This is a genomic window from uncultured Cetobacterium sp. (assembly GCF_945952365.1).
Lineage (GTDB): Bacteria > Fusobacteriota > Fusobacteriia > Fusobacteriales > Fusobacteriaceae > Cetobacterium_A.
Map to the genome: position 1 here is coordinate 1 of NZ_CAMFHX010000043.1, position 13,976 is coordinate 13,976.

Annotated in this window: 18 protein-coding genes; 14 read left to right on the forward strand and 4 right to left on the reverse strand. The window is 29.0% G+C overall.

Going from position 1 to position 13,976, the window contains the following annotated elements; all coding sequences use genetic code 11:
• A partial coding sequence (locus tag Q0O83_RS11185) for an FAD-binding protein (protein WP_294097127.1) occupies positions 1–651 on the reverse strand: 651 nt, incomplete at its 3' end.
• Between the two features lie 165 nt (positions 652–816).
• On the opposite strand from Q0O83_RS11185, the gene Q0O83_RS11190 reads away from it, so the two are divergent.
• Genes Q0O83_RS11190 through Q0O83_RS11200 form a run of 3 tightly spaced genes read left to right on the forward strand, consistent with a single transcriptional unit; the run spans position 817 to position 2,369 of the window.
• The gene (locus Q0O83_RS11190; RefSeq protein WP_294097129.1) at positions 817–1,188 is read left to right on the forward strand and encodes a NifB/NifX family molybdenum-iron cluster-binding protein; all 372 of its coding nucleotides are present in this window, start codon (positions 817–819) and stop codon (positions 1,186–1,188) included.
• A 3-nt stretch (positions 1,189–1,191) separates the two neighbouring features.
• Positions 1,192–1,638 (forward strand): DUF134 domain-containing protein, encoded by a 447-nt coding sequence (locus Q0O83_RS11195; protein ID WP_294097131.1) that lies wholly within the window; start codon positions 1,192–1,194, stop codon positions 1,636–1,638.
• 23 nt (positions 1,639–1,661) lie between these two features.
• Positions 1,662–2,369 (forward strand): 2-phosphosulfolactate phosphatase, encoded by a 708-nt coding sequence (locus Q0O83_RS11200; RefSeq protein WP_294097133.1) that lies wholly within the window; start codon positions 1,662–1,664, stop codon positions 2,367–2,369.
• Positions 2,370–2,421: 52 nt separating this feature from the next.
• Here the strand turns inward: Q0O83_RS11200 and Q0O83_RS11205 are convergent, their stop codons facing one another.
• Complete coding sequence (locus tag Q0O83_RS11205; protein WP_294097135.1) at positions 2,422–3,321, reverse strand: aldo/keto reductase; 900 nt, start codon at positions 3,319–3,321, stop codon at positions 2,422–2,424.
• Positions 3,322–3,481: 160 nt separating this feature from the next.
• Between Q0O83_RS11205 and blaOXA the strand changes: the two genes are divergently transcribed.
• The 6 genes from blaOXA (at position 3,482) to Q0O83_RS11235 (ending at position 8,171) form a co-directional block, all read left to right on the forward strand.
• Positions 3,482–4,282 carry a class D beta-lactamase gene (gene blaOXA / locus Q0O83_RS11210; RefSeq protein WP_294097137.1) on the forward strand — a complete coding sequence of 267 codons (801 nt, stop codon included), beginning with the start codon at positions 3,482–3,484 and terminating at the stop codon, positions 4,280–4,282.
• 228 nt (positions 4,283–4,510) lie between these two features.
• Positions 4,511–5,548, forward strand: coding sequence for a S66 peptidase family protein (locus Q0O83_RS11215; RefSeq protein WP_294097139.1), 1,038 nt, complete (start codon positions 4,511–4,513; stop codon positions 5,546–5,548).
• Positions 5,549–5,668: 120 nt separating this feature from the next.
• Complete coding sequence (locus tag Q0O83_RS11220) at positions 5,669–6,778, forward strand: hypothetical protein (protein ID WP_294097142.1); 1,110 nt, start codon at positions 5,669–5,671, stop codon at positions 6,776–6,778.
• 14 nt (positions 6,779–6,792) lie between these two features.
• Positions 6,793–7,320, forward strand: a complete 528-nt coding sequence (locus Q0O83_RS11225; protein WP_294097144.1) for a GNAT family protein — start codon at positions 6,793–6,795, stop codon at positions 7,318–7,320.
• Between the two features lie 75 nt (positions 7,321–7,395).
• The gene (locus Q0O83_RS11230; RefSeq protein WP_294097146.1) at positions 7,396–7,578 is read left to right on the forward strand and encodes a hypothetical protein; all 183 of its coding nucleotides are present in this window, start codon (positions 7,396–7,398) and stop codon (positions 7,576–7,578) included.
• Between the two features lie 11 nt (positions 7,579–7,589).
• Complete coding sequence (locus Q0O83_RS11235; RefSeq protein WP_294097148.1) at positions 7,590–8,171, forward strand: zeta toxin family protein; 582 nt, start codon at positions 7,590–7,592, stop codon at positions 8,169–8,171.
• A gap of 61 nt (positions 8,172–8,232) precedes the next feature.
• Here the strand turns inward: Q0O83_RS11235 and Q0O83_RS11240 are convergent, their stop codons facing one another.
• Complete coding sequence (locus Q0O83_RS11240) at positions 8,233–9,372, reverse strand: cyclically-permuted mutarotase family protein (RefSeq protein ID WP_294097149.1); 1,140 nt, start codon at positions 9,370–9,372, stop codon at positions 8,233–8,235.
• Positions 9,373–9,585: 213 nt separating this feature from the next.
• Here Q0O83_RS11240 and Q0O83_RS11245 point away from each other — a divergent pair, with 213 nt between their 5' ends.
• From Q0O83_RS11245 to Q0O83_RS11255, 3 genes are read left to right on the forward strand one after another with little or no spacing between them, the layout of a single operon-like run.
• Positions 9,586–9,978 carry a hypothetical protein gene (locus Q0O83_RS11245; protein ID WP_294097151.1) on the forward strand — a complete coding sequence of 131 codons (393 nt, stop codon included), beginning with the start codon at positions 9,586–9,588 and terminating at the stop codon, positions 9,976–9,978.
• 1 nt (position 9,979) lies between these two features.
• Positions 9,980–10,387, forward strand: a complete 408-nt coding sequence (locus Q0O83_RS11250) for a hypothetical protein (protein WP_294097153.1) — start codon at positions 9,980–9,982, stop codon at positions 10,385–10,387.
• Between the two features lie 2 nt (positions 10,388–10,389).
• Complete coding sequence (locus Q0O83_RS11255) at positions 10,390–10,680, forward strand: hypothetical protein (protein ID WP_294097154.1); 291 nt, start codon at positions 10,390–10,392, stop codon at positions 10,678–10,680.
• Positions 10,681–10,700: 20 nt separating this feature from the next.
• Here Q0O83_RS11255 and Q0O83_RS11260 read toward each other — a convergent pair whose 3' ends face one another.
• Complete coding sequence (locus tag Q0O83_RS11260; RefSeq protein ID WP_294097156.1) at positions 10,701–11,264, reverse strand: VTT domain-containing protein; 564 nt, start codon at positions 11,262–11,264, stop codon at positions 10,701–10,703.
• A 141-nt stretch (positions 11,265–11,405) separates the two neighbouring features.
• On the opposite strand from Q0O83_RS11260, the gene Q0O83_RS11265 reads away from it, so the two are divergent.
• Positions 11,406–12,923 carry a glutathione ABC transporter substrate-binding protein gene (locus Q0O83_RS11265; protein ID WP_294097157.1) on the forward strand — a complete coding sequence of 506 codons (1,518 nt, stop codon included), beginning with the start codon at positions 11,406–11,408 and terminating at the stop codon, positions 12,921–12,923.
• Positions 12,924–12,998: 75 nt separating this feature from the next.
• Positions 12,999–13,919 (forward strand): ABC transporter permease subunit, encoded by a 921-nt coding sequence (locus Q0O83_RS11270; protein WP_294097159.1) that lies wholly within the window; start codon positions 12,999–13,001, stop codon positions 13,917–13,919.
• The last annotated feature ends 57 nt before the right edge of the window (positions 13,920–13,976 follow it).

The following is a 13,976-nucleotide window of genomic DNA, read 5'->3' on the forward strand; positions in this document are numbered from 1 at the left end:
GGTGTGGAGCAGGGGAAAAGGTGGAGATAACTTCAAATCCTTACCTATTGCTATAAGTCCTGCTATTCCTCCTGTCGCAAGAATTATAGCTTTAGTATTAACTAATAATAACTCTTCATTATTCTTTTTAAATATAGCTCCACTAATACAATCATTTTCCTTTAAAATTTTAATTATTTTAAACTCTTCTTCTATTTTAAGATTAGGTATTGATGAAAAAATAATTTGTGCTTGTTTTCTCGCTTCTTTCCAATCTTTTATTAAATATATATCTCTAGGGTGTTTTGCAAAACAAGCCGGTCTTTTATCAGCTCTTAGCCATGGACTAAAACCAATTTCATTTAAAAAACCAATACTATCTTGAATGTTTTCGATATATTCTTTTACCATATGTGGATTATCCATTCCAAGACCTACTCTACTTATATCCTCTGTAAAAAGTAATTTATCTTTTTCATAAAACTCACCTGATGTAGCTTGAATTCCTAAAGTTCCTTTCAAAGGAAAATAACTTGCTCCACCACACAATTTAGAACTAGTTATAAGTAAAACTTCTAATCCTTGATCGGTTGCTTTTTTTGCAGCAACCAATCCTCCTATTCCACTTCCTACCACAACTATATCTGCATTTAATATTTTCTTTCTATTCATTTTAAACCCCCGTTTATTCTCTTTGATATTTCTTATTAAACTACAATTTCAAGCAATTTTCAATCTATAAATAAAATTTAATTTTTAAATATATCTTGACTTTTTGTTCTAAAAAAACTATTATTTAATTATGGCATATGCTAAAAACTTTAAGTGAGGTGTTTTATGAAAATCGCAGTTGTTTCAGAAAATAATAAAATCAGTCAACATTTTGGAAGAGCAGAAGGATTCTTTGTTTATGATGGAACTAATAAAGAATACTTTCTAAGTAAGGGACACGGTGAAATTCCTAAACAATTAAAAGAATTAGGAATAGATTTTGTTGCTTGTGGTGGAATAGGTGAAGGAGCTATAAACAATTTAAAATCTTTAGATATAAAAGTTTTTTCTGGATTACAAGGCTTCTGTGATGATATTGCTGAAGGATTTTTTAGACATATTTTAGTAAATGGAGATGCTATTTGTACTAGTCACTCTCATCACCATGGAGAACATCATTCAAGTGGTCACTCATGTAACTGTAAGTGTGGTAAATAAAACATGTCAAGACCAACTAAAGTTAGAAGTGTGGAATTTATACCCAGTGAAACTAAATTTATTCCTGAAGGAAGTAGTAATTGTAATGTTCATTTTAACGAAATTAAAATCGAAGAGTTAGAAGCTTTGAGATTAAAAGATTTGGAAAATTTATCTCAAGAAGAGTGTGCTGAAAAAATGGAAGTTTCTAGACAAACTTTCCAAAATATATTAAACTCAGCTAGAACCAAAGTTACTGAAGCTTTAATTATGGGATATGGAATTGAATTAAAAGGTGGAGATTTCAAAACACCACATTGCCAGTTTATATGCAACTCTTGTGGACAAACGTTTATTCCTACTTTAAAAAAAGATTTAGAAGCTTGCCCTAGTTGTAATTCTGAAGATATCTTCTGCACAAAGAAAAAAATAAAATGTAAAAAAGTTTGCAAACTAAATATAAAAGAGTAAACTAATCAATCGGGAGAAATACTATGCAAATAGAAATTTTAAACTCTGCAAAAGATGTTATTAATAAAAATTTAAAAGGTAAAAATATAGTTGTAATTGATGTTTTAAGAGCAACCTCTGTTATGGTAACTGCCTTTAAAAATGGTGCACAATCGATTTTTCCATTTGAAAATATTGATGATACAAAACAAGCATGTTCTTTAAATAATAATGGACTTCTTGCAGGTGAAAGAAAAGGACTTAAAATAGAAGGGTTTCATTTTGGAAATTCACCATTAGATTTTACACCAGAGAAAATAGATGGAAAAAATATTTTTATGACTACAAGTAATGGGACAAGAGCTATTAAGAATGCGAAAGGTTATGATAATCTTTATATTGCTTCATATCTAAATCTTTCTGCAGTTGCAAATATTTTATTAAAAGATGAAAAAGATACTGTTATTCTTTGTGCTGGAACAGATGATGAATTCTCTTTAGATGATGCTCTATGTGCTGGAATGATTGTAAATAAGATTTCTGAACAAATTAAAATACAAACAAATGATGCAACATTATCCTTACAAATATTAGCTAATTTATCTAAGAATATAAAAACAACTCTAGAAAATAGTAAACACTATAGCTATTTGAAAAGTATTGGATATGAAAATGATTTAGAATATTGCATTCAAAAAGATATTTGTAATGTTGTTCCATTTTATAAAAATGGTGTTATAAAATATATATAATAAATCTGGTGGTACCTTCTAAATTTTAATTTTGAAAGGTACCACTTTATAATTAAGGTATATTTTTCCCCATTCCTGTTACAAAAATTTCAAACCACTCCTCTCTAGTTAATTGAACATCTAAAGATTTTACAGCTGATTTCAATCTATCAATTTTTCCACTTCCACAGATAGGAATCATATTTGTTGGATGAGCTAATAGCCAAGCATATGCTATCGTATCGATAGGACAAGAGTATTTCTGAGCTAATCTATTCAATACCATTCTCAACTCTACTGCTTCTTTTGTGTCGGCAGTAAAAATGCTTCCTCCCGCCAAAGGTGACCATATCATCATTGATACTCTTTTTTCTTGCATTAAATTTATCGTTCCATCATAAAAATGTCCAGTTTTTAATGGTGATAGTTCTATTTGATTCGTTACCAATTTAAAATCTAACCTACTTTGTAAAAGATTAAAATCTGATGGTAAGAAATTAGAAACTCCCCACTCTAAAACTTTCCCTGACTCTCTTAAGTACGTTAATGCCCTAGCTGTTTCATCCGCATCCATAAACATATCAGGTCTATGAATTAAAACTAAATCTAAGTAATCTGTATTTAAATTTTTAAGAGATTTTTCAACACTTTTTACTATATGATCATAACCTGTATCGTAACAACGGTAAATATTTTCTGGCATATTTGGTGATACTAACTTTATTCCAACTTTACTAACTAATTGCATTTTTAATCTTAATTCAGGTTTTAATGCTAAAGCTTCTCCAAAAATCTTCTCACAAGTATAACCTCCATATATATCAGCGTGATCAAATGTTGTTACACCCATCTCAAGAGCTGCCTCTATATAGTTTAGTAATTCCTGCGAGTTCATTCCCCAATCATTTAAACGCCAAAAACCTAAAGCTATTTTCGACATTTTTAGTTTATCAGTTAAATCTGTAAATTTCATTTTATCTCCCCTTTAACTCGTTTTGTTATAACTAAGTATATTCTCTAACTAGTCTTTTTGTCAATTTTTTATAAATATATCTCTTTTAAAAACTTATTGATAATATAAACAAAAGGTTATACAATAAAAATAGATTATTTTAAAAGGAGTCAAAAAAATTATGAACAAAAAAGGTTTTTACATTTTAAATATTTTTCTAGTTTTATCTTTAAAAATATTTGCATTAAATTTTATCGAAAACAAAGAGATTGAAAATATTTTTAAAAAAAATAACGTTAAAGGAACTTTCGTTCTTTACAATCCAGAAAATCAAAGCTTTATTGGATATAATGAAAAAAGAGCTAATGAAGGCTTCTACCCTGCATCTACATTCAAAATATATAACTCTTTAATTGCTTTAGATGCAAAAGTAGTTCAAAATGTTGATGAGGTTTTCTATAAATACAACGGCGAAAAAGTTTTTCTGAAAAGTTGGGCACAAGATTCCAATCTAAGATATGCAATAAAAGTATCACAAGTTCCAGCTTATAAGCTACTTGCTAAAAAAATAGGTATGAAAAAAATGCAAGAAGAGATAGATAGATTGGATTTTGGAAACAAAAAACTTGGAACAGAGATTGATCAATTCTGGCTTAGAGGACCTCTTAAGATAAGTGCTATCGAGCAATCAAAAATACTTGCTAAACTTGCAAAAAAAGAGCTTCCATATTCTGATAATATTCAACAGCAAGTTAAAGATATTACACTTTTAGAAAACAATCAAAACTGGATTTTATATGGTAAAACTGGTTGGGCAACATCAAATATTGATATACCAGTAGGTTGGTTTGTTGGATGGATTGAAAAAGATAATTCTATCTATAGTTTTGCTATAAACTTAGAGATGAAAGATTCTAAAGAACTTCCAAAACGTGAAGAGATAGCAAAAGAAAGCCTAAGAGTTTTAGGAATACTTGATTAATATACTCAGACCCTCTAAAATTGATTTTAAGACCCCTCAATTTTTTTTATGTTAAAAATATACAATCCAAAACTTCAAAGCCTTTTTATAAAGCCCCTACTATAGGGGCTTCTTAAAATACATTTTTTTATATATTGTTATTTATTTAACTAAAGCAACTTTTTTTGTTGACATATGTAAATTTAAAGCATATAATCTCTCTAATTATCTATCGAAAGGAGAGATTATATGAAGTTAATTAAACCTTTAGCATTAAAAAAAGGAGATAAAGTTGCAGCTATAAGCCTCTCATGGGGTGGAGCTGGAAATCCTGAAATACTTTGGCGTTATGAACAAGGAAAAACACGATTGCTTGAAAACTTTGGTCTCAATGTAATTGAAATGCCCAGTACTCTAAGAGGTGAATCTTTTATATACGAACATCCTGAAAAAAGAGCCCAAGACTTAATGAATGCTTTTAAAGATGAGTCCATCAAAGGTATTTTTACCTGTATAGGTGGTGAGGACAGTATTCGAATTCTCCCTTTTATAGACTTTGGCGTTATCAAAAATAATCCTAAAGTTTTTATAGGATATTCTGATTCGACTGTTACTCACTTTATATGTTTAAAAGCTGGAATATCTAGTTTCTATGGTCCCTCTATATTAGCAGAGTTTGCAGAAAATTTAAAAATGTTCGATTACACAAAATATTGGTTTGAAAAAGCTGTATTTGATAAACTTCCTATTGGAGATATCCCTTCATCTAATATGTGGACAAATGAATATCTTCCTTGGGACATCAAAAATAAATCAATTGCTAGAAGTATATTTGTTAATAACGAATATGAACTTTTACAAGGAACTCAAACTGTTAAAGGCCATTTAATTGGTGGATGTATGGAAGTTTTAGAGATGATAAAATGCACAGAGATTTGGCCATCTAAAGAAGCTTGGAAAAATGCTATTCTTTTTTTAGAGGTATCTGAATCAATTACAACTCCCTTACATCTTGAATATTGGCTAAGAAATTACGCTGCTCAAGGAATATTTAAATCTATAAATGGTATTATTTTTGGAAAACCTCGATACTCAAAATTTTATGATGAGTATAAAAAGACTTTATTGAAAGTTATCAGAGACGAATGTAATTTAAAAGATTTACCAATTTTATATAATCTAAATTTTGGTCATACATCACCCATAATAACAATACCTTTTGGTGCTCAAGCTGAAATTAATTGTGAGGAAATTAGTTTTAAAATTCTAGAGGCTGGAGTAGTATAGAATTTAGAAAGGAAGAATATGTTTTTAACACCTGAAGAAAAAATTGTTTTTTTAAGAAAAAAATATAATATTACACAAAAAGAGTTAAGCAGCTCAAATCTTACCAGACAATTTATTGGCATGATTGAGATTGGAAAAAGAGGCCTCACCTATAAAACTGCAAAAATAGTCGCCGAAAATTTTAATACTCTTTTGAAAAGTAAAAATTCTGAAACCATAATTACTCCTGAATTTTTACTAGAAAGTAAAACAGAACAAGCTTTGAAAAAACTAAAAACAGTTATAGAGTCAAGACAAGTTAATGACAATTTAGAAATAGAAATTTGCTTTGCTGAATTAGATACCCTTAACAAAAAGAATTTATCAATTTTATTAGGAATACTTTACTTCGAACTAGAACAAATTTCAGCTTCAAAAAAATATTTAGAAATCGCTTTGACTTTACATAAACCTTTGGAAAATTTAGAAATCTTGCTTTACTTAGGTCGAATATTTTACTACGAAAACAATTTTTTTAATTTTGTAGATTTAATATCACCTGATTTAACTAAACTTTTAAAAAATAATACAGAGATAAGTACTAAAATTCTTTATAACTATGCTTACTCTTTATATAAAATCAAAGATATTGAAGCATCTAACAAGATTCTAAATACTCTTTTAAAAAGAAAAAATGAGTCTGAAATAAACTTTAAAATTAATAATTTAATAGCCGTTATCTCTTATTCTGAATTCAATAAAGCAAATAAGGCTATCAAAAGTTATAAAAATATGCTAGAAAACTCAACAGTTGAAGAGAAACTAGTTATTTATGGTAACTATTTAGAGATATTTTTAATCAATAGAGTAAAAATAGATTTTAAAGAAGTTAAAAACAATATTTTAAAAATTTTAGATTTTTATGAAACTTCTACAGATCATAAATTTAAACTATATATATTGATTGCCAAATGTTATCTAGCTTTAAATAATCACAAAATGGCATATTATTTCTATATACTTGGGTTAGAGTTACCTGATAACAACCTAATCTCTTTCGATACTAAATATGAGGTAACAATAGATATTTTAAAAAATATATCATTGGATGAAATACAAATGAATGAGATAACTGAAATGTTTTTAAAATTTTTTAATCTAAATAAAAATTATAAAATGGCTTTGACTTTTATTAAAAATTTAAAATCTGAAGATAGAAAGTTAGATATACTTTCTAAATTAGAGGAATAGAGGAGGAATTAACTATGTTTAAAGGAAAAAAAATAAAATTAAGAGCTTATAAATCAAGTGAAGTACAAACAGTTTTAGATTTAATAGAGGAAGAGGGATTAAGAGATACACTTGTTATTGATAGTGTTTTTCCAATGTCATATGAATCTGAAAAAAACTTTATTGAAAAATGCTGTAACTACAACGGCGATCTTTTCAATTTTGCAATTGAATCGCTAGAAAGTAAGGAATATATCGGAGGATGTGGAATAAATAACATCGATAGAAAAAATAGTAACGTTACTATTGGAATCTGGTTAGGAAAAAAATACCATGGGAAAGGTTATGCTTCTGATGCTTTAAGAGTTCTTTGCAAATTTATTTTTGATGAAATGAATATCCACAAAATAAAATTAAACTATTTTGATTTTAATGAAGCTGGAAAAAGATGTTACGAAGCTGTCGGATTTAAAGAGGATGGAAGACATAGACAAGAGCAATACAGATATGGAAAATATCACGACACTATAAGTATGAGTCTTTTTAAAGATGAGTTAAAATAGATAATAACGTTCATTTGATTTTATATGTAAAATAAGATATAATAAAATGATTAAATTTTTAAGGAGAGTTTAGATATGGATAAGCAAATTTTGGATAATATATATAGAATATGTCAAGAAGCATCAATGACTAATGATGAATTCTTTTACCTTTTAGAAAACTCTAAATCGGAAGAGGAAAAAGAGTTTTATGTAAATATGAAAAATTTCTTTTTACAAAAAGGAATGGAAAAAGTAATAAATCAAAATAAATTTTAAGGGAGATACATATGTTAAAACCTACATATACTATCTTTGCTGGAGTTAATGGTGCTGGAAAATCCAGCTTATACAATAATTTAATTTTGACAACTGAAAAAGATTATTTAGGTAAAAGAATAAACACCGATGAAATTGTTAAAGAGATTGGAGATTGGAAAAGAGATACTGATCAAATGAAAGCTGGAAGAATTGCTTTAACTAAAATTAAAGAATTCTTTGAGAACAGAATTACTTTTAATCAGGAAACAACTCTTTGTGGAAATTCAATTTTAAGAACAATAAAAAAAGCTAAAGAGTTAGGTTATAATATTGACTTTCATTTTGTTAGTGTAAACTCTTCGGAAATAGCAAAGCAAAGGGTTCACCAAAGAGTTTTAAAGGGTGGACATGGAATTCCAGAAGAATCTATAGAAAGAAGATTCTTTGAATCTAGAGAAAATCTTACAAAAATAAGTAAATATTGTGATAAAATAACAATTTATGATAATACTGATATTTTAACTACAAAAGTTTATATCAAAAATAATAATATTTTATATAAAGATTCTGATTTAGCAACTTGGTTAGATGAGTTTATAAAAAAATTATAACTCAAATCTAAAGTTAGAGTTAAAGGATAAAGAGTAAAAATCTTTATCCTTTTTTTATTCTTTACTTCAATTTACCCTCGTAGACTCTAGGGCTTCTAATCCCTGGTTTTATCTCTCCATTTATAGAATAAATCGTATCTCCTATTTTAACTAATCCCTCACCACAAGGTGCCATAAATGGTATCTCTCCCATTGATTCCCAAGTATTCGTTTTAGCATTATAAACTAACATATTTTTATTCCAGTTAAAATCTTGAGGATCTTTATTAAAATAACTCTCTCTATAATTTTTTAAAGCCTCTCCTTTTAGTGAACCTAATTTTAAATTTGCATCATCCCAAATCTCCTTATTAAATCCACCTATCACTAACATTTTACTGCTATCTAATTTAACTGAGTTTGCACCTAAAACAGAAATACCATGATTATTTAAGACAACATCTTTTGCTTTTGACCAACTATCTTGAGAGAAACTATATGCATATCCATCCGTAAATGCAACCCCTGTTCCACCACCAAATACATACAACATCTCCTCTTTACCATTATGCAAAATTTGACCAACTGGCTGACTTCTTTCTGTTCCTGGGAACATTTTCAATTCTGAAGTTTTTCCAGTGCTTAAATTATACTTATAGAAATTTTTACTATCTTTTCCATTTTGTTTTCCTGCAACTATAAAGATATCATCACCTTTTAATACCGCTACACCACTATGATATTCAAACGGTAACTTCCCTATTGTTTTTACTTCTATATCTGTTTTATCTTTATTTAGTCCTACAAAAATAATTTCGTTTGATACACCAGTTTGATAAGTTCCACCGATATAATAGATTCCTTTCTCTGTTGAGATAGCACTTCCATATCCTATCTCTTTTGGTAGATGAGTGTGCTTAACTAATTCCAATCCATCTGATGTTTTTTTCATCAAATATAAATCTGAATAGACAACCTTTGCTCCACCTTCAAGAACTGGTTTATATGGAAAATTCGCTCCACCAGCTATAATAACATACTCCCCAATATGTCCAGCTAAAGGCCCAGCTACTCCATACTGCTTCTCAAAACCTTTGGGTACTGGTAAATCCCCAATGTGTTTCCAAGTAATCTCTTTCATCTCCTTATTTTTTATTGTCCCAGTAGAGCATCCCGTAACTCCTAAACTTAAAACCACTAAACCTAATGCTATTTTTTTCATACATACCTCCCGCCAACGTTATCTAATAATGATATATACTTTATTTTATCTCTATTGTCAAAATTATTTTCATATAAAATTCTTATTTTGAAAATAATTTAATCTATTGAAATTTAATACCAAATCTTATCAATCTTTTTTCAAGTTCTCAATAACTGAAAGATATGATAATATGTTCACATGCTTTAAATAAATATTTCAAAGGAGTTTAGAATGAAAAAGCTTTTAATTGCTATATCAGTACTAGTTTCTACTAATCTATTTAGTGCTGAATTCAAAAGTGTAAACGGAAGTATGGATTTTCCAAATTTAAAAATAGAAAAAGTTGAAGGTGCTACTTACATGGCTTTAGACAGTAAATCTGGAGAGGCTTATGTTTTTGGATTAGCTAATGATGTTATTTTAGATGCTAAAAAAGGAATATCTCAAAAAGAGGTAATCGGATTTTATGATAGCTTAGAGGAAAATGATTTAGTTGTTGAACTGTATGATGTTGATTTTACAGGGGATATCTTAACTGTTTCACCAACTTATGAAGATTTCAAAATCACTTTTACAAAAGAGGAATCAAAGAAAATTTTAAATACTGTAAAGGGAGGAAAGTAATATGAAGAAAATTTTAGCAATTTTAGGAATTTTAACTTCTATGAATCTTTTTGCAGCGGATATTGTTAAAAATGATGTAGCTACATCAACTGATAAAATAGGAATGTTTATTCAAAATAGTAATGCTTACTTTGCTCTACAAACTAAAAATGGAGCTGTTGTAACTTTTGGTTTACCAAAATCTGTTTTAGTAAATACATTTAAAGATGGAGAAGCTAGAATACAAATTCCTGGTATTATAGCAAATGCAAATAATCCCGAAGAGAGTGCTTTACAATTTTACCACATACAATACGATAAATCTAAAGGTGTTCTAGTTTTAGATTTTGCTGGAACTGAAGATTATATTGTATTTAATAAAGACGAAGTTTCAAAATTTGGAGAAACATTAAAAAAGGACGGTAAATAATTATGAAAAAATTTCTTGCTTTAATTATGTTAATAGTATTAACATCTACATCTTTTGCGAGATACCATAGACCAGTACACCCTGTTGTAAGACATGAAATTGTAAAAGCTCATGTACGTCATGAAATCAGACAGGAAATTAGAAGAGATATCAGAAGAGATATTAGAAGAGAACAAAGAAAAAGAGAGGCTATTGGAGCTGCAGTCGTTGGAGCTGTTGTTGTTGGAGGAATTATAGCTAATAACAACAATAATAACTACAGACCAATCCCAACTCCATATAACGGATATTAAAAGGAAACTGCCAAGAATTTTTATTGCTTGGCAGTTTTTTTATTGTTTTTTATTTTACTTTGAATTTTTTTTATTAAAAATAAAGAAAAAATTACAAGCACTCCCAGTATACTATAGAACTCTAAACTTTCTATTATTTTATCTCCAAATATATAAAGCAAAATTGCCTGAGGTAAATGACGTAAAACTCTACTTAAAGTAACTCCTAAAAGAAAAGTTTTAAAATCAATTTCTAAAATCCCAGCTGTTAAAACATATCCCTCAAAAGGAATAGGTGTAAATGCAGATGTCAGCAATGTTATAAACGCATTTTTCTCGTATAATTCTTTAATTTTTTTAAATCTATCATTATTTATATACTTTTTTTTAAAAACTCGCCCCACTCTTTTCCAAAATAAATACCCTATAATACTTCCTGTAATTGAAGATAAAAGCAATATTATAAATAGATAAAGAATTTTATCTTTTGAAGCTAAGTACGCTGGTAATGATATTGCTTCCATAGGTAAAGGTAAAACTGTTGCCTCTAAAACTCCAGCTAAAGCCAGCCCAAATATTCCTAATTTTTTTAATAATTCAAACATTTGTCATCCTTTTATTTTTCTTTTAAGTATATCACAAATTTATAGAATTTTGTATTTTACTATTGACCTTTATAAAAAAATAGGGTATATACCAATACTAATAAAATATTTTCTATTACGAAAGGACTACGGGAGGGCTTTATGAAAAGAGTTTTAGGACACATGGGAATTTTATTACTTTTAGGATCTTCAATCACTTTTTCACAATCAAAAGATATCACAGTTGCAGTTAATGCAAACTTTATCTCTTTAGACCCACACAATTTATCGGATACACTTTCTGGAACGGCTGTCGCTACTATGTATGAAGCTTTATTTAGCTATAACGACGATATGACTCTAAAACCAACTTTAGCAAGTGATTACACTATATCTGAAGATGGATTAGTTTACACTATTAAAATTAGAGAAGGTATCAAATTCCAAGATGGTACACCTTTAAATGCTGATGCTATTAAATTCAACTTTGATAGAGTTATGGATGAAAAAAATAACTTGAGAAGAAGAAGAAACTTTGTAGCTGTAGATAGAGTTGAAACTAACGGAGAATACGAAATCAAAATTATCCTAAAGCAACCTTTTGCACCTATGCTAAATAGAATCGCATCTTTAAGAATGATAAGTCCAGCTGCTCTTCAAAAGTATGGAGCTCAAGGAATTATAACTAACCCTGTTGGAACAGGTCAATATACATATGTAAATTGGACTCAAGGTGACAAGTTAACTGTAAAGAAAAATGAGAATTACTGGGGAGAAAAACCTAATGTTGATACTATAACTTTCAGACCTGTTATGGAAAATGGAGCTAGAATAGCTATGCTTCAAACAGGAGAAGCTGATTTCATATACCCTATGCCAACAGAACAGGTTAAAAGAATAGAAAACTCTAAAGATATCGAAGTAGTAAAAGGCTTCTCAACTATAACAAGATATGTAACTTTAAATACAACTAAAGATATTTTCTCTGATAAAAAAGTTAGACAAGCTATAAACTATGCTGTAAATAAAAAAGCATATGCTGGTGTTGTAAAATCTGGATATCTAGTACCTTTGACATCTCCAGTTCCTGCAGCTTTAGAATACCATGTAGATTTAACTCCTTACACATACAACTTAGAAAAAGCTAAAGAGCTTATGAAAGAAGCTGGATATCAAAATGGATTCAAAGCTACTATCTGGGGTTCTAACAATACCGAAGATATGAAGGGAATGCAATTTATTCATCAACAACTTGCTCAAATTGGAATTGATGTAGAAGTTATGCCTATGGAAGAGGGAACTCTCTCTAGTTCAATCTATAATGTTCAAAAGCCTGAAGATGCTACTATAAATATGTGGTATGTAAACTGGTCATCTTTTGATATTGATGGAGCTACAAAAAATCTTTTCCATAGCAAGTTTACTCCACCTGTATCTGCTAATACTGCTTATTACAACAATCCAAAAGTTGATGAGCTTTTAGAAAAGGGAGCTACCGAGGTAGATTCGAAAAAAAGAGGAGAGATTTATTCTGAGCTTCAAAAAACTATTTGGGAAGATGCTCCTTGGATTTTCTTAGGCTCTGACGAATTAGTTTCTGCAAAAAGAAAAACAACAAAAGGCGTTTATGTTATGCCAGATGGCTCTATAAACTTTACTCAAGCTGACACTACTAAGTAATCTATATGATTTTTAAACTGGTAGTTTCTTAGCTACCAGTTTTATTTTTTCTATCAAATCTAGTGAGGAGCGAATATGAAAGGATATATTTTCAAAAGATTAATTAATACTATTCCAATTTTAATTATTGTTTCTATTTTAATATTTTTATTTATCCATATGATTCCAGGAGACCCTGCCAGATTACTTGCTGGACAAAATGCAACAATTGATGAAATTCAACTTATGAGAGAACATTTAGGATTAACAAAACCACTTTATGTTCAATATTTTAATTTTATAAAAACTATATTTAGCGGTGAGCTCGGAAACTCAATAAAAACAGGGTTGCCTATAAAAGATATGTTAGCTCCAAGATTCAAACCTACATTTATGTTGGCTATCTTATCAATTCTTTGGGCCACACTTTTCGGCGTTGTAGCTGGAATTATTTCAGCCGTAAACAGAGGAAAAGCATTAGATTATTTTATAATGATTGGTGCAATATCAGGTATATCTCTACCTCTTTTTTGGTTAGGACTTATGTTAATTCAAATTTTTTCTGTAAATTTAGGTTGGTTCCCAACTGGTGGCGTGGATTCATTTAAAAGTTATATCCTACCAGCTGTCACATTAGGAGCTGGAATAACATCTATGATTGCAAGATACACTCGTTCATCTATGAGTGAAATTTTAAAAGAACCCTACATAAGAACTTCTAGAGCAAAAGGGATTCATGAATTTTGGGTTATTATGAAACATACTCTTAGAAACTCTCTTATTGATGTTGTTACTATTGTTGGATTACAATTTGGATTTCTTTTAGCTGGATCGGTTTTAGTTGAAACTGTATTTACCATCCCTGGTTTGGGTAGGCTTCTTATCGATTCTATCCTTTTTAGAGATTACACTGTTATACAAGTTATTTTACTAATCTTCACTCTTCAGTTTATTTTAGTAAATCTTGTTGTTGATGTATTATATGGTGTTTTAAATCCTAAGATTAGATATGATTAAACTGAATCTGTTAACTAAAGATGAAAAATAGGTCCAGTTCTTTGAAAAGGGATAAAG